We start from the raw sequence: 19,653 nt of genomic DNA, 5'->3' as shown, positions 1-19,653 counted from the left end.
GAAGTGGTGCAAGTAGCATAGTCAGCCTTCCTGGTCGAGTGGGGCGGTTCTGATCGGCAGGGCGGTGCTGGGCGAGTTGCCACCCTACGCATCCGCCCACTTCCTCAACAGGTTGTGATAAATCCCCGTCAGTGAAATGACCATCGGCTCCTTCGCGCCATTTTCGGCGGAAAGCGCCTGAATCTGCGTATCGAGCTGAAACAGCAGCGTGCGGTCGCCGTCGTCGCGCACCATGCTCTGGATCCAGAAGAACGACGCGACGCGCTCCCCGCGCGTGACCGGCGTGACGTGATGCAGGCTCGACGCCGGATACAGCACGAGATCGCCGGCCGGCAGCTTCGCGCGATGCACGCCGTACGTATCTTCCACGCACAGCTCGCCGCCGTCGTACGCGTCCGGTTCCTCGAGAAACAACGTCGCCGACAGATCGCTGCGCACGCGGAAATCCGTGCCGCGCAGCAGCCGGATCGCGTTGTCGACATGCGTGCCGAACGTCTCGCCGCCTTCATAGCGATTGAACAGCGGCGGAAACACCTTCAGCGGCAGCGCCGCCGAAAAGAACAGCGCATGCCGGGCCAGCGCATCCTGGATCGCATCGCCGGCCGCGCGCGCGACCGGCGAACCTTCCGGCAACTGCCGGTTGCGTTTCGCGAGCGCCGACTGCGCACCGGACGTCGCGTTGCCGTCGACCCAGTCTGCGGCATCGAGCATCTCGCGGCATTGCGCGACCTGTGCCTTGGTCAGCACGCCGGGGATATGAAGCATCATGATTCGGATTCCATGCCGTGTGACGGCAACTGCATCGCGGCCGCGCGCAACGCATCGAGCGGCGACGACGCGAGATACGCGCGCATCTTCGCGACGAACGCGGGGGTAGCGGCGGCCGGCACGCGCGCGAGCCAGACGCGGGCTTCGTCGACGCGCCCGCGCTCGGCGAGCAGCCGCGCATAGTTGAACTGGCCGCGAAAATCGCCGGCCTCGGCGGCGCGGCGATAGTGGTCGAACGCGGCGTCGGCATCGGCGGTCACGACCCAGCCGTCCTCGTAGAAGCCGCCGATCAGGTTGATCGATTTCGCATGGCCGAGCGCGGCCGCGCGGCGAAACCAGTCGAGCGCGGCGGCGCGATCCTCGTCGACGCCGTTGCCGAGCGCGAGCGCCGTCGCGTAGTTGTACATGCCCCAGTCGAGCCCGGCCTGCGCGGCGAGCCGGTACCAGTACACGGCCACCGGCGCGCATGCCGCCGTCCCCCAGCCGAACTCGTAGCAGCGGCCGAGCATGTTCATCGCCATCGGGTGACCGGCCCGCGCCGCGTGCCGGAACCAGCCGCATGCGGCGGCCGGATCGCGCGCGACACCGTGCCCGTCGAGCAGGTACTGGCCGTAGACGGCCTGCGCATCGACGATCCCGTTATCGGCGGCCGCCGCGACCCACGCGGCGGCGCGCTCGGGCGGCCCGGCCAGGATGTCGGCGAACGCGTGCGGCGACACCGACGCGAGCGCCTTCAGTGAGACGGTTTCCATCGATCAGTAGCGCGCGTTCAGCGTGACGAACGCCGAGCGGCCCGGCGCGATCGACGCGTAGTGCGCCGGATACGCCTGATCGAAGTACGTGCGATTGAACAGGTTGTTCACGTTCAGCTGCAGGTCGAGCTTCTTGTTGATCCGGTATTGCGCCATCGCGTCGAAGCGCCAGTACGACGGCACTGCACGCAGGTTCGCGGGATCGCCGAACACTTCCGACATGTAGAACGCGCCGCCGCCGACGGTGAATTTCGGTGTCACGTCGTAGTTCGACCACATCGTCAGGCTGTGCTTCGGCGTGTTGGGGAAGCGGTTGCCGTCGTTCGCGGCATCCTTGCCGTTGTCGCGCAGCTCGCTCTTCATGTACGTATAGCCGCCGAACACCTGCCACTGCTTCGTGATCTGCCCGGCGACGCCGAGTTCGAGACCCTGCACGCGCTTGTTGCCGACCATCGCGTACTGGTTGTTCGGCAGCGTCACGCGCGCATTCGTCGTGTCGATCTGGAACAGCGCGGCGGTCAGCGACAGCTTGTCGTTCAGCACGTTCCACTTCGTGCCGAGCTCGATGCTGCGGTTCTTCTCGGGGGCCATCTGATCGGCGTTCGGGCCGACGCCGCCGCGGCCCGGCGTGAGCGACTGCGTTTCGCTGCCTTCGCCGAGCAGCATGCCGGCCGGCGTCGACGACGTCGCATACGACGCGTAGATGCTGCCGTTCTGCGCGGGCTTGAACACGAGGCCGGCCTGCCAGTTGAAGAGCGTGTCGTCGCGCGTGTAGGTCTTGCTGCCGTTGGCCTTGGTGTCGGTGAAGCGGGTCGAGTAATCGTCGACGCGCAGGCCGGCGTTCACCTGCCAGCGCGGTGTGAGCTCGATCGTGTCGAAGCCGTAGATCGACTTGGTCGTGGTGCGTGCATGCGCATAGTCGTTGTTGCGCGTGACGGAGCCGGCCCACGGATCGTTCGGATTAGGCGACCACAGGCTCGTGCAGTTGTAGCCGGACGGCGCACCGATGCCTTTCTGGCAGATGGTGCCCTTGTCGGTCGCGACCGTGTACGAATCGCGCTTGCCCCATTCGCGCGTCAGTTCGATGCCGGTCGTGAAGCTGTGTTTGAACGGGCCGGTGCGGAATTCGCCGAACAGTTCGGTCAGGTTCGCGAGGCTGTTGATCGAGCTGTCGCGGTTGTTGTTGCGGCGCCAGACACGGCCGTTCACCACGTTGCCCTGGCTGTCGTCGGGCTGCGTCCAGATGTAGTCCTGCGTCGATTCCGTGTAGCGCGTGGTGTTGCGCACCGTCAGATTCGACGTGATGTCGTGCTCGATCTTGATCGTGCTGATGTCCGAGGTGGTCTTGCGGAAGTCGCGGTCGATCAGGCCGTAGAAGTTGTGGCGATCGACCGGCGCCGGATAGATCGTGTCGACGTTCGCGGGCTTGTTCGACGTCGTGTAGAAGTACGGGATGCCGCCGTCGGGCATGTCGTCGGTCGACAGATGGTAGTAGCTCGCGGTCACGCGCGTCGGCGTGCCGAGGCCGAACGCGATCGACGGCGCGACGCCCCAGCGCTCGTTGTTGACGGCGTCGCGGCCGGCGACGTCGTTGTTGTGGCTCATCAGGTTCAGGCGGAACGCGGCGTGATCGGCGAACTGCCAGTTGCCGTCGGCGGTGAAGCGGCGATAGCGGTCGGTGCCGAGGCCCGCGCTCGCGGCGGCCGTCGTGCCGAGGTGCGGCGCCTTCGTGATCAGGTTGATGCTGCCGCCTGCGCCGCCGCGGCCGCCGTACGCGCCGTCGGAGCCCTTGGTGATCTCGACGCGCTCGGTATTGAAGATCTCGCGCGTGGTCGCGCCCGTGTCGCGCATCCCGTCGACGAACATGCTGCCCTGCGTGTCGTAGCCGCGGATGAACGGGCGGTCGCCGAGCGGGTTGCCGCCTTCGCCGGCGCCGAACGTGATGCCGGGCACGGTGCGCAGCGCTTCGGTCAGCGTCGCCGCGCCGCTGCTCTGGATCAGTTCCTGCGGGATCACGGTCACCGACTTCGGCGTGTCGACGAGCGGCGCGGTGAATTTCGCGGATGCGGAAAAGTCGGCCTTGTAGCTGTGCTCGGCCTTGCCCTGGACCTCGATCGGCGCGAGATGGCCTTCGGTGCTGACCGGGGCGGGCGGCGGCGTGCCGTCGGCGAACGCAGGGCTCGCGGCGAGCACGCTGCACAGGGTGGTGAATTTGCCGAGCTTCTGCTCGTCAGGACGGGACTTCATGGTGCGCTTCGACCTCGCAGTATGGCCCCGGGAACGACGCGCTACGGAAATGTGCATGCCGCCCGGAATTATTACGATTTGTTTTCAGGCGGCATTCTATGTAATTTCTTTTTAAATGAGAAGCGTTCTTGTTCTCATTTGTGAGGGGAATGTTGACGAATGTGGCGGAGAGCTGCCGAGCGCGTGCGGGGCCGCGGCGATGGCCGAATGGCCGAATGGCCGAATGGCCGAATGGGAAAGGCGAGGCGGGCGACTTACAGTGGTCGGGTCTTCATTCGTCCAAAGTGACAGCAAGGTGATAACATGACTGCATTGAAAGCAAATGTAGTGAGGCGCATCATGCCCGTGATCACTGTTAGAAACCTGCCCGACGAGGTGCATCGCGCGCTTCGAATCCGTGCTGCACAACATGGCCGCAGTACCGAGGCCGAGGTGCGCGATATCCTCGAGCAGGCCGTTCGGCCCGGCGGGCGGCCCAAGCTGGGAACGCTGCTGGCGGAGATCGGGCGAGAGGCTGGCGGCATCGATTTCGAGGTTCAGCGCGATCAATCGCCAACCGATCCGATGAGCTTCGAATGATTCTGGTCGATACCAACGTCATTTCCGAGCCGCTGCGACGCGAACCGAGTGCGGCCGTGATCGAATGGCTCGATGCGCAAAACGTCGAGACGCTGTTTCTTGCCGCGATCAGTCTGGCCGAGATGCGATTCGGCGTGGCCGCGTTGCCGGAGGGGCGCAGGCGAGACTGGCTGCACCAAAACATCGAGCAACGCGTCGTGCCGTTGTTTCGCGGGCGGATTCTGCCGTTCGACGATGCAGCCAGTGACGCATATGCGAGCCTTCGCGCGAAGGCGTGCGCCATGGGGCACACGATGGCGTCTGCCGATGGCTTCATCGCTGCAACCGCCGCAGCCAACGGGTTGATCGTGGCCACGCGCGACGTCGCACCGTTCGAAGCAGCCGGCCTGCGCGTGATCGATCCGTGGGTTCGGTAACTTCCGGCCGGTCGCCTCGACATCACCCGCGCCGAAAATGAAAACGCGCCGTGCAAGGCGGCGCGTCGTGCGTTGCTTTGGCGCGCGGCGCTCGATCTTCAGCAATCTCGAGTCCGGCCGCGCGACACCGGATGCGGGTCAATCGATTCCGTGAAACACTGCATCCTCCGGCCCGAGGTACGCCGGCGGGCGCCACGTCGCATCGCGCATCGAATGCTGGACGAGATTCTCGACGCCGAGCAGCACCGCGAAGATCGCCATCCGCACCGGAATGCCGTTGTCGGTCTGGCGGAAGATCGCGAGTCGCGGATCGCGGTTCAAGTCGACCGACAGGTCGTTCGCGCCGGGCCGGCTGTCGCGCGGCAGCGGGTGCATGATCAGCGTGTCGGGTTTGCAGACGGAGTCGACGAGCGCCTGGTTGATCTGGAAATCCGGCGTATAGCCCTCGAACGACTCGTCGGTGAAGCGCTCCTTCTGGATCCGCGTCGCATAGACGACGTCCGCACCGCGCAGCCCGGCCGCGAGGTCGTTCGTCTGCTCGATCACGTGGCCGTTCGTCGCGATTTGGTCGATGATGTACGCGGGCATTTCGAGCGTCGGCGGCGACACGAGCGTGAACTTCAGCCCGCGGTACAGCGCGAGCAGCTTGACGAGCGAATGCACGGTACGGCCGTATTTCAGGTCGCCGACGAGCGCGATATGCGCGCCGTCGACGATCTTGCCGAGCCGCGAGAACTCGCGCTGGATCGTATAGAGATCGAGGAGTGCCTGGCTCGGGTGCTCGCCCGGGCCGTCGCCGCCGTTGATCACCGGCAGGTTGGTCGCGCGCGCGAATTCGGCAACCGAGCCTTTCTCAGGGTGGCGGATCACGAGTGCGTCGACGTAGCCGGCCATCACGCGGCTCGTGTCGTAGATCGATTCGCCCTTGGCCATCGACGAGAACGTGAAACCGGTCGTGTCGCACACCGAGCCGCCGAGCCGGCAGAAGGCCGCGCCGAACGACACGCGCGTGCGCGTGCTGGCTTCGAAGAACAGGTTGCCGAGCACCGCTCCCTCGAGCACGCGCGAGATCTTGTGGCGGCGCGCGATCGGCTGCATCACGTCGGCGACGCGGAACAGCGCCTCGACCGAGTCGCGCGAGAACTGGTCCACCGAGATCAGCTGCGGCTTGCCTTCGAACAGGAATTGCTTTGTGAGCTCCTGTTTGTCTACGCTTTGCGTATAGTCACCGCCGTCCGGCGCCGAGCGCTCGACGATTTCCGACACGAAGCGTTCGACGATCTCGGGCATCCCGCGCGATTCCTGCGAGTCGTCGGGCAACAGCCACGTGTCCAGCGCGCGGCGGCTTACGCCGATGCGGTTCGCGAACGCTTCGCGGGTCATGTTGAGGCGGCGCATCGCGTCGCGCAGGAAGGCTTGCTGGGGAACGGTCATCGGCGGCACCTGATGAAAAATATACGCGGTGCGTATATTAGTTCGCGTGCCGACGAAGTCAAGGAAAATCTGTGCGACCAGCCGTGTCGTGCGCGGGACGCCGGCTCGGCCGGCACTGGCGCACGGCGGCCGTCTCCGTATAATCAGGTCAGGCCCCGTGTCCTGCACGCCGCAGGGCACCACGCCGCATACGATTCGCCCGGTCGGGCATGTTGACTCGAAGGAGAATGAGCATGACGCGTACGATTGCTGCAGTGCTGCTGGTGGTGACCGCCGCGCTCGCCGGTTGCAATACCGTTGCAGGCATGGGGCAGGACATTTCGAAGGGTGGCCAGGCAATCAGCGATACGGCTGAGAAGGCCAAATAAGCTGCCGGGTTCCGGAATGCAGAAGGCGCCGGGCCGTCCCGCGATTGCGGGGCGGCCCGGCGCCTTTTTCATGGTGCGTGGTGTGCGGTGTCAGGCGGTTTCCACGAACGCGTAACGGCCCTCGACCTTGCGCGGCGTGAACCAGCCGAAGTCGGGGAACAGCCGGTTGCGGATGAACCAGACGTAGCCGACCAGGATGACGGTCACCCCGAGGGTCGGCAGCGCGGCCGACGGATCGCGGCCGAGATCGGCGATGGTCTTCGGTACCTGCAGCAGCGACAGAAAGATGAACGCGTGATATGCGCCGACGCGATGGGTCGCGAAGCCCCAGATGAACAGCAGCGACAGCGGCACCGTCAGGGCGAGGAACAGCACCGCGGCGCCGATGCTGAGTGTGTCCACCAGGATGAGATAGGCGAGTGCGAGGCTGATCACCAACTGCGCGATGCCGAGCCCGATCAGGACCCGCGTATGCACCTTGTTTTTCCTGCACAGCTCGGGGTCGGGGCGCGACGCGATCAGGCGCGCGAGCACGCGATCCTTGAGGCCCTGTCCGGCCAGCTCGGCCAGCACGTCGGCTTTCCTCGCACCCGCGGACAGCAGCGCCGCGATTCTTGTTTTGGCTTCCTTTTTGTTCATGGTGATGCGAATTATTGTTCGGTGGTTGTCAAATGGCCCGGCCACGCGAATATTGCATCTTGTGCGACGGTGCGCAACGATTTTGCCGCGTGCGGACACATTCCTACAGTCGCCGCGCACGCGGATCAATCGGTAGCGGTCGATGTGGATGCCGCCGGCCGCGCTGGCGACCTCGACCGTGCGTCCGTTGCGCGTGCCGGCGGTTCGCGCCGCCGCGTCGCGCCCACCAGCATTCCCGCGACGACGAGCGCGATGCCGAGGAGTCGCGTGCCGCCCAGAGTCTCGCCGAACAGCGCGACCGCGAACAGCACGGCCGAGACCGGCGCAACCGCTGTGAACAGCGCGGCTTCGGTGCCGCTCGTGCGCGCCGAACCCGCATACCAGCATAGATAGCCGAGCACGGTCGGCACCAGCGCGTAGTACGCGATCGCCGACACCGCGCCGATGTTCCAGTTTGTTGCCAGCGCGTGCCATTCGAACGCGGCCGGCACCAGTGCGAGCACGAAGCCGAGGCCCGACATCGCCGTCGACAGCGTGAGCGGCGGCAACGGCGCCGACAGCCGCCGGTTGAGCAGGATGAACACGGCCTCGCATGCGACGGCCGCCAGCACCAGCGCGTCGCCGGCGAGCGTCCGGAGCGACGGCATGGCCTGGCCGGGCGCGAACGTGACCAACAGCACGCCGCCGGTGGCGAGCGCGGCCGCGCCCCAGTCGCGCCGCGTCTGCCGCTCGCGCAGCACGACCGCCGCGATCAGCGTCGACATCGCCGGCAGCGTGCCGAGCATCACGCCCGCATCGACGGGCGACGACAGCTTCGTGCCGCTGATCAGCAGCACCGTATAGCCGACCCCGCCCGCCGCAGCCTGGACGACCAGCAGCACGGCGTCGCGTGCGGAGAGCCGCGGCCATCGCATCCGCTGCGCCCGCATCAGCGCGAACAGCAGCGGGGTTGCGATCAGGAAGCGCAGCGCGGTGGCGGCGAACGGCGGCAGGCCGCCGGCCGCGAGGCGGCTCGCGATGACGGTGCTGCCGACGCCCGCCATGGCGGCGGCGAGATAGAGATAGCCGATCAGTCGTGTGTTCATGTGCCGCATGGTCGCGTGCGGCGGCGCGGGCGTCTTGAACGAAATTGCAGCGGCGCCGGCGAGCGGAAGGGTATTGCGCGCGGTGTCTCCGGATGACCGGTGGCGCTGCCATCAAGCGCCATCGTGGGTGCTGAACGGCGGCGATCGACGACGTCGCGCCACGGCGGCGGCCGTGCCGGGACCGCGACGTCCGTCAGCCGGCCTGCGTGAATCGTCCCGGCGTGATCCCGAACTGGCGTGCGAACGCGCGCGTCAGGTGGCTCTGGTCGGCAAAACCGGCTTCGGCCGCGGCGTCCGCGATCGGCCGGCCGCTCGCGAGCAGTGCCCGCGCCAGCCGCGTGCGCGACTGCACCAGATACGCGTGCGGCGTGATGCCGAGTTCGCGCGCGAACCCGCGCAGCAGCTGGAAGCGGCTCACGCCGCTCAGGCCGGCGAGTTCGGCCAGCGAGACGGGTGCGGCGGGCGCCGCATCGAGCCGCTCGCGGGCCACGCGGATCGCCGGCGCGACGCCGGCGGCCGGCAGCGCCCGGTTCGAATGCCGCGCAAGCAGCCCGGCGACCAGTGTCACGAGCGCCTCGTCGCGGGCGAGCGGCACGGTATCTCCTGCGACGATTCGAGCATGCAACCGGCCGAACGCGGCCGCGAGCCGCGCGTCGCGCACGGCCGGATGCGCAAGCTCGACGCCGCTGACGCCTTCTTCCGCCGCGACGCCCGCGACCAGCGCCGGCGCGAGGTACAGCATCCGCCAGCGTCGGGCCGTGCCCGTCCCGATCGGCATGCCGTCGTGCATCTCGCCCGGATTGACCATGATCGCGTCGCCGGCCAGCGCGTCGACCTGCCCGCGGCCGCTCCAGGACCGGTGCGCGCCGCTGACGATCACGCCGACCCCGAATTCGTCGTGCGCGTGCCGCGGAAACGTGCGGTCGGACTCGAGGCTGATCGCCTCGATGCCTTCATCGGTCCGTCGGTAATGGGTGACACGGTGCATGGGGGCTCCTCGTGCCGGCAGCGGCGCGGATCACGTGCACTGTAGCGCGTTCCGGCGCCGCGCGCCCTTCATCCTTTTGGCCGATACCGTGCGGCGCGCGCAGCCCGCACCATGTGCACATGAGCAGCGTACACGGCCCGCCGGGCCTGAAGCTGCGCGGGAGACGGCAGGTGGAACGACAGGATCCGGTATTCATTCAGGTTGGCGCGCTCGCGGATGGCTTTGCACCGGACGCGAACATCCTCACGCCCGTGAACGCGCTCGTCGGGCGGTCCCTGGCCCTCGGCGACGCAACGGGCGCATGGCGCGTCTATACGTTCGAGGCGGGTGCGCTGCAATGGTGCGATACGGCGACCGACACGGGCGGCCGTGCGCCGTGCCGCGTCACGCGGCTGCGCGACGACCTGTACTTCGTCGACTACATCGATCCGGTGGCGCGCGCGACGTCGGTCAGCCTCGTGATCGACGTCGGCAGCGGCGTGTGGACGTCGGTGATCGGCACGCTGCCGACCGAAGCCGACACGCATGTCGACGCGTTCACGCGCGTCGCGCGCGGGTTACCGCTGACGGGCGTCGACGCGGCATTCCGGCACGGCACGCTCGGCGGCCATGCTCAGCCGGGCCCGCTGCACGGGCTGACGCGCGAACTGATCGGCAAGCGGACGATGTATCGCTACAGCCCGACCGAATGCTACGAGCACATCTACCTGAACGAGAACTTCTATGCATGGCAGTGCCTGCAGGGCGTCGAAGGCGGGCTGGCGGACGTGGATCGCTGCCATTACTTCAGGATTGCAGATGAACTGTATCTGTTCGTGTGGCGCGAAAAGGTGGTGCCGACGCTCGGCGTCGTGCTGATCGACCTCGCGCAACGCAAGACGGACGGCAAGATCTTCGGCTATCAGGGCGGCGACTTCGGCACGTTGTCGAATTTCCCGATCGGCGCGCATGCGCAGGTGCTGAATGAAACCGTGCATCCGCTTGGCGGCGAGGCGCAGCGATGAGCGCCGTGCCGGGCAGCGGCCGCCTGCGTGCGGATTTCAGCGGACGCGTCGTGCTGGTCACGGGCGCCGCGCAGGGGATCGGCGCGGCAATCGCGCGTCGTTTCGCGGAATCCGATGCGTTCGTCGCGCTCGCCGATCTCAACGGCGATGCCGCTGCCGCGCAGGCGGACGCGCTCGCCAGTGCGGGCGGCGACGCGCGCGCGTATCGCGTCGACGCCGCGAGCCGCGACGAACTCGGCGCGCTCGTCGCGGCGGTCGAGCGCGACGGCGGCCGGCTCGACGTCGTCGTTCACAACGCCGCGTACTTCCCGCTGACCCCGTTTGCGCAGATCGACGAGCCGATGCTCGAGCGCACGCTGTCGGTCAACCTGTCGGCGCTGTTCTGGCTCGCGCAGGCCGCGCTGCCAGCATTCGAGCGTGCGGGAGCGGGGCGGCTGCTCGTCACGTCGTCGGTGACCGGGCCGCGCGTCGTCTATCCGGGGCTCGCGCACTACGCGGCGTCGAAGGCCGGCGTGAACGGCTTCATCCGCGCGGCGGCGCTCGAACTCGCGCGTCGCAAGGTGACGGTCAACGGCGTCGAGCCGGGGATGATCCGCACGCCGGCCGCCGGCAATCTCGGCGATGCGTCGGTCGCCGCGCAGATCGCGCGCGACATTCCGCTCGCGCGGATGGGCGAGCCGGAGGACATCGCGAACGCGATGCTGTTTCTCGCATCGGCCGATGCGGCGTACATCACCGGGCAGACGATCGTCGTCGACGGCGGCGCGACGCTGCCGGAGAGCGGGGCCGTGCTGGGCGACGGGTAAGGGGCGCGTGCGCGATCGTGCGATCGCGGCCGTCGAATGTGCCGGCCGCGGTGTCGTCGGCGCGATCCGCGCACCGTCGCGGCTACAGCCAGCCGTTGCGGATGAACTCCACGATCGAGTATCGGCGAGGTTCGAGTTCGTGCTGCCGGACGGTCTCTACGATCCGCGACACGCCGTCCGCGTAAGGCGACGCGCCGTAAACGCGCGATTCGAACTGCAGGCTGCATGCGCCATCCTCGATGCGGATCCGGTGGAACGCATGACGGCCGAGCTGATCGTCGGGAATCTGCAGGGCGTCGCGCTGTTCGTCGGGGTCGCGCACGGAGCGGATGTCCTGCGCCGGAACGCCGAGCGACTGAGCGATGCCGACCGCGGTGCCCGGCACGGACGTCTTGCCGGCCTGGTGCGACTCCGTCACGCTGATGCGGCAGTCGCGAAACAGATGGCCGCTGGTTTCCAGCATGCTCATGAACTTGAGCATCAGGATGTTCGTATTCGGACAAAGCACGACGGGGAAGTCGTACGATCCGGTTTCGAGCTCGGAGCCGGTGGACAGCTCGACGAGCGGCGAGCCCGTTGCGCGGCAGAATTCGATCGCGGCAGGCAGCTCGCGGCCGGATCCGGCGTGCACGACGATCGAACGCGTCTCGGTGCGTGCGGGGTCCGACCAGGCCATCACGCGACAGGTTGCGGGGTCGAGCCGGTGCGAGCCGAGCAGTTCGGTTGCCAGCTTGCCGGTGCCAACGACGAGTACTTGCATGGGGTAGACGGGTTGAGGTTCGGGTTTCGTTACGGAAACGACGCGGGCCGTTCAAGGACCCGGCGCGATCACGGGGCACCGTGCGGCGCACCGTGTTCGCGCATTATGCCCGGCCGTCCGCCGTCCGCCGTCCGCCGTCCGCCGTCCGCCGCCCGCCGCCCGCCGCCCGCCGCCCACCGCCCACCGCCCACCGCCCACCGCCCGCTGTCCGCCGCCTACCGCCTACCGCCTACCGTCCGCTGCCCGCTGTCCGCCACCCGCCACCCGCCACCCGCCACCCGCCACCCGCCACCCACCGTCCACCGTCCACCGTCCACCGTCCACCGTCCACCGTCCACCGTCCACCGTCCACCGTCCACCGTCCACCGTCATGCGCGGTGCGCGCCTTCACGGCTGCGAATCAACCGCGCGGCTGCGTTGGCGGTAACGCATTTATCGCCGTGCGCGCGCGAGCGTGAACGGCGCTACGCTGTCGAAACGCTGGCCACGCGCGTCCGTGTCGGTGCCGGCATCGCCCCGAACCACGTATCATCCAACCCCCTCGACCCAGGAGAGCACATCGATGGAACACGACCTGAAAGGCAAGGCAGTCGCGATCACCGGCGGATTCGGCCATCTCGGCGTCGCCACGGCCGCCTGGCTCGGCCAGCGCGGCGCGCGCGTCGCGCTGATCGGCCGCGGCGCGGCGCCGGACGCGCAGGCGTTGCCCGGCGTGCCGACCGATGCGCTGCGCATCGGCGGCATCGACCTCGTCGATCCGCAGGCGGCTGCGCGCGCCCTTGAAGCGGTGAATCGCGAATTTGGCCGGGTCGACGCGCTGCTGAACATCGCGGGCGCGTTCGTCTGGCAGACGATCGCCGACGGCGACGCGGCCACGTGGGACCGCATGTACGAACTGAACGTGAAGACGGCATTGAACGCGTCGAAGGCCGCGCTGCCGTATCTGGTGACGAGCCCGGCCGGCCGCATCGTCAACATCGGCGCGGGCGCGGCGTTCAAGGCGGGCGCCGGGATGGGTGCGTATGCAGCCGCGAAGGCGGGCGTCGCGCGGCTCACCGAGGCGCTGGCGGCGGAACTGCTCGATCGCGGCGTGACCGTGAACGCGCTGCTGCCGAGCATCATCGACACGCCGCCGAACCGTGCGGACATGCCGGATGCGGATTTCACGCGCTGGGTCCGGCCCGAACAGCTTGCGGCGACGATCGGGTTCCTGCTGTCGGCCGACGCGCAGGCGATCACCGGCGCATCGATTCCGGTGAGCGGTCGCGTGGCGTAGCAGGGAGCGGGTGATCGCACTCGAGTACGACGTCAGGGCATGCGAAATCGCGCACGCGAGATTTCCGCGATCGCCGCGATTTCGATCAGATCCGGCCGTCGCCCTGGATCGCGGCCATCGAGAAGGCGCCGAACGGCGCCCGTCGTTCCGGCGGCTTCACTGCTTCGGCCATGGCGCGACTCCTGTCGGTGGGGGGGATGCGCGGCTGCGTCCGGTGCGTGCCTGCATGCCGCTGACCATCACCGTATACTGGGCGTTCGATACGATGTGACTGAAGCCGTGACCAAGCCTGCCTCCGCGGATACGCTCGCCGACGATCCGCGTCCGACCCCGCCCGAACAACCCGAACTGGAAGACTGCTGCAACAGCGGCTGCTCGCCATGCGTGTTCGACCTGTACGACGAAGCGCTGGCGCGCTATCGCGTCGAGCTGGCCGCATGGGAAGCACGGCACGCGCAACTCAAGCATCATTAGTGAGCCCGCCGCCGGCAAGCGGTCGCGCATGCTCGGATTCGCTGCCGGCGAGTGCTTCCCGGGCCGGCGTCGTCACGCGATGGCCCGCCCCCGCCGATGCATCGGCCCCAATGCGGCCGACAACGCAACGCACGCCAGCAGCACGGCCGTCAGCGCCCACATCGCCGTCCTGAACCCCTGCACGTAGTCGAGCGCACCCGGCTGCGCGCCGAGCCGCGCGAAGAACAGCCCGCCCAGCGTCGCGGCGCCGACGGCCGCGCCGATCTGCAGCATCGCGGTGACCATGCCGGATGCGACCCCGGCGCGCGCCGCGTCGACTTCCGCGAGCACGATCCGCACGACCGACGGCAGCACGAGGCCTTGCCCGATGCCGATCGCCGCGATGCCCGCGTAAAAGCCCGGGCCGGGCGCATGATCGCCGGCCAGCGCGGCGGCGGTCGCGACGCCGGCCGCGAGCATCGCGAAGCCGAGCGTGAGCACGCGATAGCCGCCGAACCGCTCGACGAGACGCGGCATCAGCAGCGGGCTCGCAAGGAAGCCGAGGCCGAGCGGCAGGATCGCCAGCCCCGACGCGAGCGGCGACCAGTTCAGGCAGCCCTGCAGATAGATGCCGTAGCTCAGGAAGAACGCGCTCAGCATGTAGAACAGGAACGCGAGCGTGAGCCCGAGCGCGAAGACCGGATTGCGCAGCAGGCGCACGTCGAGCAGTGGATCGCGGCCGCCGGCGAGCCGGCGCGCTTCGACCGCCAGCAGCGCGCCGAGCATCGGCAGCGCACCGACGACGCACGCGATCATCCACAGCGGCCAGCCCGCCTCGCGTCCGTGCGTGAGCGGATAGACGAGCATCAGCAGGAGCAGCGACAGAAGCACCGTGCCGGGTACGTCGATGCGCTGGCCGCGCGGCGGCCGGCTTTCCGGGATGAAGCGCCAGCTGCCGAGCAGCGCGAGGATGCCGATCGGCACGTTGACCAGGAAGATCGCGCGCCAGCCGAGCCCGAACGGATGCAGGTCGATCAGCGCGCCGCCGCCGAGCTGGCCGATCACGGCCGCGAGGCCGAACACGAAACCGTAGAAGCCCATCACGCGCACCTGCTCCTGCGGGCTGAACACGCTGCGGATCGTCGCGAGCACCTGCGGCGCGAGGATCGCGGCGAACAGGCCCTGCAGCACGCGGCCGCCGACCAGCACCGCGCCGCTGCCGGCGAGCCCGCACAGCGCCGACGCGACGACGAACCCGGCCATCCCGATCATGAACATTCGCTTGCGGCCGTACAGGTCGCCGAGACGCCCGCCGGTGATCTGCACGACCGCGTTCGCGCACGCGTAGGCCGACACGACGAGCTGCAGCTCGGCCGGCCGCGCGCCGATGCCGTCGCGGATGGCCGGTAGCGCGAGATTCACGATGAAGTAGTCGAGCGGCGGCAGAATGGCACCGACCAGCAGGACCACGAGCGCCCAGCCGTGATGGCTGCGTGGCGGTGCCGCGGCAGCCGCGCCGGCCGGCGCGCAAGGGGCGAGGGTGTTGTCGGTCATGAACGGAAATCCGGAAGAATGGCGGCCGCAACGCATGCTGAATCCCGTGGAAACAGGTTCGGCGGGCCGTTGAACCGACATTCTGCGGACCGCCGATCAATCGGAAAAGCGGGAATTGGTGGTAGCATCCATCGGGTTATTCGATGGATGGAGAGGGCGATGCGCGGTTTCGACCTGGATCAGTTACGCACGTTCGCGGCGGTGGCGGATGCGGGCAGCCTTACGGCGGCCGCGCCGCTGCTGCATCTGTCACAGTCGACGGTCAGCGAGCAGGTGCGCAAGCTCGAGTCGCGCGCCGGCGTGCCGCTGTTCGTGCGCAGCAAGCGCGGCGTCGAGCCGACGCCGGCCGGCGCGCGCCTGCTGCAGCATGCGCGGCGCATCGTCGCGCTGAACGAGGCCGCGTTCGACGAAGTGCGCGGACAGGCGATCAAGGGCGAATTGCGCGTCGCGATCACCGACTACTACCGGACGCATGAAGTCGCGGGCCTGCTCGCGCGGTTGCGGGAGTGCTACCCGCAACTGAGCCTGCACGTGAGCGCGATGAAGAGCGCGGAGATCGAAGCTGCCCACGCGCGCGGGCAGATCGATCTCGGCGTCGTGATGAACCTGTCGAGCGGCCCGTTCCGGCCCGCGTCGGCCGATACGCGCTGGGTGCTGCGGCGCGAGCCGCTGTCGTGGGTCACGTCGCCCGCGCTCGCCGAGCAGTTGCCCGAGCCGTTGCCGCTCGTGCTGCTGCCGGACGACTGCATGATGCATCAGATCGCGGTGCGCTCGCTCGACGAGCAGCACGCGCCGTACGTGCTCGTGCACAGCGCGTCGGGCGTCGCGGGGCTGCAGTCGATGCTGGCGGCGGGGCTCGGCGTCGGCTGCCTGTGCGCGTCGGCGATCGGCGATGGCCTCGTGCGGCTCGGCGCGAAATACCGGCTGCCGGCACTGCCCGACGCGGTGTTCTCGCTGACGCCGCCGATGCCGGGCGAGCGCGAGACGGTCACGCAGGCGCGCGAGGTGCTGTCGCGGCAGTTGCTGATGTGAAGCGTGAAGCACGCATGCGCGTCGGCGCAGCGGCACGTATTCGACGGGAGTCGGTACCGATGAAAATATCGAGAGATTTCGGGATCGTCGTTCGACGCGCGGCGCTGGTCGAGAAAGACCTCGACCTGTCCGCGCTCATGCGCGAATTCAATTTCGCCGCCTGTTTCGACGCGTCGGACCGGCTGGTGTCGCTCGGCCCGTTCTTCGGCGGCGACGCTGCCGATGCGTGCATGAGGTCGCTCGAACGGCTCGGGCTGGTCTACTTCGACGATTTCTTCATCGTCGAGGAAACGTATCCCGGCTGGTGCGAGTTGGAAGCGTTCTGAACGTTGCGTAGCAGGGGGGGGCGATACGCATGAACGACGAACTGAAAAGCGAGATGGCCGCGCGATTGGCGCACGCGCTCGAGCGGGTGATCGACGAGCGCTCGCTGATCCGTTTCCTGCGCGTGCTCGGCCATGACTGGCACAAGGAGCGCCAGCTCGAGGCCGACGTGCCGCCGGCGCCGTATGCGGCCGCCGCGCTCGGCTGGGAAAACCGCTCGATCGGCGAGTACCTGGAGGCGATGGTCGACTGGGCCGAGGCGTCCGAGGAGGGGCTGCGCTGCTACGACCTGCCCGACAACCCGTGGCGGCGCGTGGCCGACATCCTGTTCGCCGGCAAGATCCACGAATAGCGCGCGCCGCGGCGATTCGCGTGCGCGGCGGGCGAGAACGGCCTAGTCGGCCGTCCCTTCCGCATACGCACGCAGCCCGTTCGCCAGCGCATCGAACACGGCCCGGCAACGCGGGCTCGTCCGCAGATCCTCGTGCATGACCATCCAGGTTTCCAGTTTCGTCGCGGGTCCGTCCGGCAGCACGCGCACGAGCCGCGCATCGCGCTGCGCGAGCCGGTTCTGGCAGAAGCCGATCCCGTAGCCCGCGCGAATCATCGCGAGCTGCGCGAGATTGCTGTCGGTGCGCAGCGCGAACGCATCGCGATTCCACAGCGGCATCCCGCGCCCCGCCGCGCGGATGAACGGCGTGACCGTATCGAAGCCGATCAGCGCGTGACGGGCGAGTTCGTCCGTCGATGACGGCGTACCGTTGCGCGCCAGGTAGTCGTCGCGCGCGTACAGCCCGACTTCCAGCGCGCCGATGCGCCGCGCGACGAGCGCCTCCTGCGCGGGCGGCGCCATCCGCACCGCGATGTCGGCCTCGCGATTCAGGACGTCCTGGATGCGGTCGGTCGGCACCAGTTCGATCACGAGCCCCGGATGGTCGCGCCGCAATTGCGCGAGCATCGGCGGCAGCACCTCGACCGCGATCACGTCGCTGGCCGAGATCCGTACGGTGCCGCGCACGCCCGCGCCGTGGCTCGCGGCCGCGCGCTCGAACGCGGCCGCCGCGCTGCGCAGCGCCTCGGCATGGCCGCGCAGCGCCAGGGCCGCCTCGGTCGGCAGCAGCCCCGACGGCGAGCGCGTGAACAGCGTCTGGCCGAACGCGGCTTCGAGCGCCGCGACGTGGCGGCCGGCCGTCGGCTGCGTGATGCCGAGCGCGCGCGCCGCGCCCGACAGCGAGCCTTCCGTCAGCACGGCGAGGAAGGTGCGGTAGCGTTCCCAGTTCAGATCGATGGCCATACATAAATGTATAGCCGATGCATCGGGTTCGGCAATTCCTTGTTAGGCGGCCTCGCGCCAGAATGCGTGCTGACAACGGTTCATTCACGGAGAACGGCAATGACGGCGAACGCAGGCGGGACGCAACGACAGGCACTCGTGCTCGGCGCGAGCGGAGGTATCGGCGGCGAGGTCGCGCGTCAGTTGCGCGATGCCGGCTGGCAGGTGCGCGCGCTCAAGCGCGGGCTCGACGCCGAGACGGTGGAGCGCGACGGGATCGCATGGCTGCGCGGCAACGCGCTCGACCGCGAGGCGGTGGTTCGCGCGGCGCGCGGCTGCAGCGTGATCGTGCATGCGGTGAATCCGCCCGGCTACCGGAACTGGTCGACGCAGGTGCTGCCGATGCTCGACAACACGATCGCGGCGGCGACGCTGGCGCAGGCGACCGTCGTGCTGCCGGGGACGGTCTACAACTATGGCCCCGACGCGTTTCCGGTGTTGCGCGAAGAGGCGCCGCAGCATCCGGAGACGCGCAAGGGCGCGATCCGCGTCGAGATGGAGCGGCGGTTGCAGGCGGCGACCGCGCAGGGCGTCCGGACGATCATCGTGCGGGCCGGCGATTTCTTCGGCGCGCACGCGGGCAACAACTGGTTCGGGCAGGCGCTCGTCAAGGCCGGGCGGCCCGTCGCGGCCATCAGCGTGCCGGGCCGGCCGGGCGTCGGCCATCAATGGGCGTACCTGCCGGACGTCGCGCGCACGATGGTCGAGCTGCTCGAGCGGCGCGACACGCTGGCGCCGTTCGCGCGCTTCCACTTCGGCGGTCACTGGGACGCGGACGGCACACAGATGGCGCAGGCCGTGCGCCGCGTCGCGCAGCGGCACGGGATGCGGCCGACGGTGCGGCGTTTCCCGTGGTGGCTCGTGTGGGTCGCGGCGCCGTTCGTCACGACGATGCGCGAGATGCTCGAGATGCGCTATCTGTGGCGCGAGCCGCTCCGGATGGACAACGCGCGGGTGACGGCGGTGCTGGGCCGCGAGCCGGTGACGCCGCTCGATACGGCGGTGGAGGCGACGCTGGCCGGGCTGGGCTGCTTGCGATGACGGCGAGCGCTGGAGGCGGGTGACGTGCCCGCGTGCGGGTCATGTCCCTTATTGCCTGCGCACCCGCCACCGTCCTCTACGCGACAACCGGCAATACCTCGACCTCGTACCGGTGCCGCAGGCTGCGCCCGAGCACCGGATCGTGGAGCTCCATCTCGAACGCGTCACCGTCGCCCATCGCCGCGATCGCGCCGTGTACGGTGACCGTGCCGCCGAACATCGCGCAGCGCGCGGGCATCGTGCGCCGGTCGTCGAAGCGGTGCCACAGCGCGGCGGGCGCAAGCAGCCCGCTGACCGCGCCGTGCTGATACGCGATGCGGCCGCCGCCGGGTTTGATCCACCACGAACGCATCTCGATCGCGTCCCAATGATCGGCGATGTCCGCATGACGCCACGCCTCGCGGCCGAGCGGTTTCGCGCACACCTGTTTCGACACCGCGACGCCGTAGGCCTCGACTTCCCGATCCGTATGATCGGAGCCGACCGTCACCAGCGTGCCGACCGGGCTGTCGATCAGCACGCACTCGATCTCGCCGCCCGAGCGTGCGCCGAGCACGCCGATCGACGGCGCCTGCGTGAGCAGCGCGGACGACACGCGATAGAAACACGGCGTGACCGACGGCGGCGCGACGCCGAGCGCCGCGAGTTCGTCGATGTGTGCGCGGATCGCGTCCGGATCGCGGCCGGCCCAGCCGGCGATCACGAGACGTTCGATCTCGACGTCGACCTGGGCGGGCGCGCCTTGCAGGGACATCACGTTGAACGACAGGGCTTGCATGCGGGTATCCGTTCGA

22 protein-coding genes and 1 pseudogene are annotated in these 19,653 nt (G+C 68.7%); 11 read left to right on the top strand and 12 right to left on the bottom strand.

What is annotated here, in order from left to right; genetic code table 11:
• Positions 1 to 84: 84 nt before the first annotated feature.
• From U4Y91_RS06670 to U4Y91_RS06660, 3 genes are read right to left on the bottom strand one after another with little or no spacing between them, the layout of a single operon-like run.
• Entirely contained in the window at positions 85 to 768 is a 684-nt protein-coding gene (locus U4Y91_RS06670) for a Fe2+-dependent dioxygenase (RefSeq protein WP_321804260.1), read from the bottom strand.
• Entirely contained in the window at positions 765 to 1,520 is a 756-nt protein-coding gene (locus U4Y91_RS06665) for a tetratricopeptide repeat protein (RefSeq protein ID WP_321804258.1), read from the bottom strand. The genes U4Y91_RS06670 and U4Y91_RS06665 overlap by 4 nt, the downstream gene beginning before the upstream one ends.
• 3 nt (positions 1,521 to 1,523) lie before the next feature.
• Positions 1,524 to 3,767, bottom strand: a complete 2,244-nt coding sequence (locus tag U4Y91_RS06660; RefSeq protein WP_321804256.1) for a TonB-dependent siderophore receptor — start codon at positions 3,765 to 3,767, stop codon at positions 1,524 to 1,526.
• 339 nt (positions 3,768 to 4,106) lie between these two features.
• Between U4Y91_RS06660 and U4Y91_RS06655 the strand changes: the two genes are divergently transcribed.
• Together U4Y91_RS06655 and U4Y91_RS06650 are read left to right on the top strand one after the other, a co-directional pair.
• Positions 4,107 to 4,346 (top strand): FitA-like ribbon-helix-helix domain-containing protein, encoded by a 240-nt coding sequence (locus U4Y91_RS06655; RefSeq protein ID WP_257769310.1) that lies wholly within the window; start codon positions 4,107 to 4,109, stop codon positions 4,344 to 4,346.
• Entirely contained in the window at positions 4,343 to 4,762 is a 420-nt protein-coding gene (locus tag U4Y91_RS06650; protein ID WP_321804254.1) for a type II toxin-antitoxin system VapC family toxin, read from the top strand. Before U4Y91_RS06655 ends, U4Y91_RS06650 begins: the two co-directional genes overlap by 4 nt.
• A 138-nt stretch (positions 4,763 to 4,900) precedes the next feature.
• Here the strand turns inward: U4Y91_RS06650 and U4Y91_RS06645 are convergent, their stop codons facing one another.
• Complete coding sequence (locus tag U4Y91_RS06645; RefSeq protein WP_321804252.1) at positions 4,901 to 6,196, bottom strand: aspartate carbamoyltransferase; 1,296 nt, start codon at positions 6,194 to 6,196, stop codon at positions 4,901 to 4,903.
• Between the two features lie 233 nt (positions 6,197 to 6,429).
• Between U4Y91_RS06645 and U4Y91_RS06640 the strand changes: the two genes are divergently transcribed.
• Complete coding sequence (locus U4Y91_RS06640) at positions 6,430 to 6,564, top strand: entericidin A/B family lipoprotein (protein ID WP_059449563.1); 135 nt, start codon at positions 6,430 to 6,432, stop codon at positions 6,562 to 6,564.
• A 90-nt stretch (positions 6,565 to 6,654) separates the two neighbouring features.
• Here U4Y91_RS06640 and U4Y91_RS06635 read toward each other — a convergent pair whose 3' ends face one another.
• The 3 genes from U4Y91_RS06635 to U4Y91_RS06625 form a co-directional block, all read right to left on the bottom strand.
• Entirely contained in the window at positions 6,655 to 7,203 is a 549-nt protein-coding gene (locus U4Y91_RS06635; protein WP_321804249.1) for a permease, read from the bottom strand.
• A 125-nt stretch (positions 7,204 to 7,328) separates the two neighbouring features.
• Positions 7,329 to 8,288: a DMT family transporter gene (locus tag U4Y91_RS06630; RefSeq protein WP_321804247.1), complete on the bottom strand. Its 960-nt coding sequence runs from the start codon at positions 8,286 to 8,288 to the stop codon at positions 7,329 to 7,331.
• Between the two features lie 193 nt (positions 8,289 to 8,481).
• A complete protein-coding gene (locus tag U4Y91_RS06625; protein ID WP_321804245.1) occupies positions 8,482 to 9,276 on the bottom strand; it encodes an AraC family transcriptional regulator in 795 nt (264 codons plus the stop codon).
• A gap of 170 nt (positions 9,277 to 9,446) precedes the next feature.
• On the opposite strand from U4Y91_RS06625, the gene U4Y91_RS06620 reads away from it, so the two are divergent.
• The gene (locus U4Y91_RS06620; protein WP_321804400.1) at positions 9,447 to 10,280 is read left to right on the top strand and encodes a MoaF C-terminal domain-containing protein; all 834 of its coding nucleotides are present in this window, start codon (positions 9,447 to 9,449) and stop codon (positions 10,278 to 10,280) included.
• Positions 10,277 to 11,086 carry an SDR family oxidoreductase gene (locus U4Y91_RS06615; RefSeq protein WP_321804243.1) on the top strand — a complete coding sequence of 270 codons (810 nt, stop codon included), beginning with the start codon at positions 10,277 to 10,279 and terminating at the stop codon, positions 11,084 to 11,086. Before U4Y91_RS06620 ends, U4Y91_RS06615 begins: the two co-directional genes overlap by 4 nt.
• Before the next feature lie 82 nt (positions 11,087 to 11,168).
• Here the strand turns inward: U4Y91_RS06615 and U4Y91_RS06610 are convergent, their stop codons facing one another.
• Complete coding sequence (locus U4Y91_RS06610) at positions 11,169 to 11,846, bottom strand: dihydrodipicolinate reductase (protein WP_321804241.1); 678 nt, start codon at positions 11,844 to 11,846, stop codon at positions 11,169 to 11,171.
• A gap of 562 nt (positions 11,847 to 12,408) precedes the next feature.
• Here U4Y91_RS06610 and U4Y91_RS06605 point away from each other — a divergent pair.
• Entirely contained in the window at positions 12,409 to 13,122 is a 714-nt protein-coding gene (locus U4Y91_RS06605; protein ID WP_321804239.1) for an SDR family NAD(P)-dependent oxidoreductase, read from the top strand.
• An 88-nt stretch (positions 13,123 to 13,210) separates the two neighbouring features.
• Here the strand turns inward: U4Y91_RS06605 and U4Y91_RS06600 are convergent.
• Positions 13,211 to 13,294 (bottom strand): annotated as a pseudogene (locus tag U4Y91_RS06600) (RidA family protein); the annotation flags it as partial.
• 107 nt (positions 13,295 to 13,401) lie between these two features.
• Between U4Y91_RS06600 and U4Y91_RS06595 the strand changes: the two are divergent.
• Positions 13,402 to 13,596 carry an oxidoreductase-like domain-containing protein gene (locus U4Y91_RS06595; protein ID WP_321804237.1) on the top strand — a complete coding sequence of 65 codons (195 nt, stop codon included), beginning with the start codon at positions 13,402 to 13,404 and terminating at the stop codon, positions 13,594 to 13,596.
• Between the two features lie 72 nt (positions 13,597 to 13,668).
• Here the strand turns inward: U4Y91_RS06595 and U4Y91_RS06590 are convergent, their stop codons facing one another.
• Positions 13,669 to 15,129: an MFS transporter gene (locus U4Y91_RS06590; RefSeq protein ID WP_321804235.1), complete on the bottom strand. Its 1,461-nt coding sequence runs from the start codon at positions 15,127 to 15,129 to the stop codon at positions 13,669 to 13,671.
• Between the two features lie 159 nt (positions 15,130 to 15,288).
• On the opposite strand from U4Y91_RS06590, the gene U4Y91_RS06585 reads away from it, so the two are divergent.
• From U4Y91_RS06585 to U4Y91_RS06575, 3 genes are read left to right on the top strand one after another with little or no spacing between them, the layout of a single operon-like run.
• The gene (locus tag U4Y91_RS06585; RefSeq protein WP_321804233.1) at positions 15,289 to 16,161 is read left to right on the top strand and encodes a LysR family transcriptional regulator; all 873 of its coding nucleotides are present in this window, start codon (positions 15,289 to 15,291) and stop codon (positions 16,159 to 16,161) included.
• A gap of 59 nt (positions 16,162 to 16,220) precedes the next feature.
• A complete protein-coding gene (locus tag U4Y91_RS06580) occupies positions 16,221 to 16,487 on the top strand; it encodes a hypothetical protein (RefSeq protein WP_321804232.1) in 267 nt (88 codons plus the stop codon).
• Positions 16,488 to 16,516: 29 nt separating this feature from the next.
• A complete protein-coding gene (locus U4Y91_RS06575) occupies positions 16,517 to 16,837 on the top strand; it encodes a hypothetical protein (protein ID WP_321804229.1) in 321 nt (106 codons plus the stop codon).
• Positions 16,838 to 16,879: 42 nt separating this feature from the next.
• On the opposite strand, the gene U4Y91_RS06570 is transcribed toward U4Y91_RS06575, so the two are convergent.
• Positions 16,880 to 17,779, bottom strand: coding sequence for a LysR family transcriptional regulator (locus U4Y91_RS06570; RefSeq protein ID WP_321804227.1), 900 nt, complete (start codon positions 17,777 to 17,779; stop codon positions 16,880 to 16,882).
• A gap of 99 nt (positions 17,780 to 17,878) precedes the next feature.
• Here U4Y91_RS06570 and U4Y91_RS06565 point away from each other — a divergent pair, with 99 nt between their 5' ends.
• On the top strand, positions 17,879 to 18,859 hold the full coding sequence (locus tag U4Y91_RS06565) for an NAD-dependent epimerase/dehydratase family protein (protein ID WP_321804226.1): 981 nt from the start codon (positions 17,879 to 17,881) through the stop codon (positions 18,857 to 18,859).
• A gap of 76 nt (positions 18,860 to 18,935) precedes the next feature.
• Here U4Y91_RS06565 and U4Y91_RS06560 read toward each other — a convergent pair whose 3' ends face one another.
• The gene (locus tag U4Y91_RS06560) at positions 18,936 to 19,637 is read right to left on the bottom strand and encodes a DUF2848 domain-containing protein (RefSeq protein WP_321804224.1); all 702 of its coding nucleotides are present in this window, start codon (positions 19,635 to 19,637) and stop codon (positions 18,936 to 18,938) included.
• Positions 19,638 to 19,653 lie beyond the last annotated feature (16 nt).

It is taken from the genome of Burkholderia sp. BCC1993 (genome assembly GCF_905339865.1).
GTDB lineage: Bacteria > Pseudomonadota > Gammaproteobacteria > Burkholderiales > Burkholderiaceae > Burkholderia.
Note: the sequence above shows the minus strand (reverse complement) of the source record. Positions and strands in the feature narration are given on the sequence as shown.

What these genes read in the sequence shown, in the direction of transcription:
- U4Y91_RS06670 (WP_321804260.1), bottom strand. Translation starts at nt 768, where the DNA reads ATGATGCTTCATATCCCCGGCGTGCTGACCAAGGCACAGGTCGCGCAA.
- U4Y91_RS06585 (WP_321804233.1), top strand. Translation starts at nt 15,289, where the DNA reads ATGCGCGGTTTCGACCTGGATCAGTTACGCACGTTCGCGGCGGTGGCG.
- U4Y91_RS06640 (WP_059449563.1), top strand. Translation starts at nt 6,430, where the DNA reads ATGACGCGTACGATTGCTGCAGTGCTGCTGGTGGTGACCGCCGCGCTC.
- U4Y91_RS06625 (WP_321804245.1), bottom strand. Translation starts at nt 9,276, where the DNA reads ATGCACCGTGTCACCCATTACCGACGGACCGATGAAGGCATCGAGGCG.
- U4Y91_RS06560 (WP_321804224.1), bottom strand. Translation starts at nt 19,637, where the DNA reads ATGCAAGCCCTGTCGTTCAACGTGATGTCCCTGCAAGGCGCGCCCGCC.
- U4Y91_RS06605 (WP_321804239.1), top strand. Translation starts at nt 12,409, where the DNA reads ATGGAACACGACCTGAAAGGCAAGGCAGTCGCGATCACCGGCGGATTC.
- U4Y91_RS06590 (WP_321804235.1), bottom strand. Translation starts at nt 15,129, where the DNA reads ATGACCGACAACACCCTCGCCCCTTGCGCGCCGGCCGGCGCGGCTGCC.
- U4Y91_RS06610 (WP_321804241.1), bottom strand. Translation starts at nt 11,846, where the DNA reads ATGCAAGTACTCGTCGTTGGCACCGGCAAGCTGGCAACCGAACTGCTC.
- U4Y91_RS06645 (WP_321804252.1), bottom strand. Translation starts at nt 6,196, where the DNA reads ATGACCGTTCCCCAGCAAGCCTTCCTGCGCGACGCGATGCGCCGCCTC.
- U4Y91_RS06615 (WP_321804243.1), top strand. Translation starts at nt 10,277, where the DNA reads ATGAGCGCCGTGCCGGGCAGCGGCCGCCTGCGTGCGGATTTCAGCGGA.
- U4Y91_RS06565 (WP_321804226.1), top strand. Translation starts at nt 17,879, where the DNA reads ATGACGGCGAACGCAGGCGGGACGCAACGACAGGCACTCGTGCTCGGC.
- U4Y91_RS06575 (WP_321804229.1), top strand. Translation starts at nt 16,517, where the DNA reads ATGAACGACGAACTGAAAAGCGAGATGGCCGCGCGATTGGCGCACGCG.
- U4Y91_RS06655 (WP_257769310.1), top strand. Translation starts at nt 4,107, where the DNA reads ATGCCCGTGATCACTGTTAGAAACCTGCCCGACGAGGTGCATCGCGCG.
- U4Y91_RS06570 (WP_321804227.1), bottom strand. Translation starts at nt 17,779, where the DNA reads ATGGCCATCGATCTGAACTGGGAACGCTACCGCACCTTCCTCGCCGTG.
- U4Y91_RS06650 (WP_321804254.1), top strand. Translation starts at nt 4,343, where the DNA reads ATGATTCTGGTCGATACCAACGTCATTTCCGAGCCGCTGCGACGCGAA.
- U4Y91_RS06630 (WP_321804247.1), bottom strand. Translation starts at nt 8,288, where the DNA reads ATGAACACACGACTGATCGGCTATCTCTATCTCGCCGCCGCCATGGCG.
- U4Y91_RS06580 (WP_321804232.1), top strand. Translation starts at nt 16,221, where the DNA reads ATGAAAATATCGAGAGATTTCGGGATCGTCGTTCGACGCGCGGCGCTG.
- U4Y91_RS06660 (WP_321804256.1), bottom strand. Translation starts at nt 3,767, where the DNA reads ATGAAGTCCCGTCCTGACGAGCAGAAGCTCGGCAAATTCACCACCCTG.
- U4Y91_RS06665 (WP_321804258.1), bottom strand. Translation starts at nt 1,520, where the DNA reads ATGGAAACCGTCTCACTGAAGGCGCTCGCGTCGGTGTCGCCGCACGCG.
- U4Y91_RS06635 (WP_321804249.1), bottom strand. Translation starts at nt 7,203, where the DNA reads ATGAACAAAAAGGAAGCCAAAACAAGAATCGCGGCGCTGCTGTCCGCG.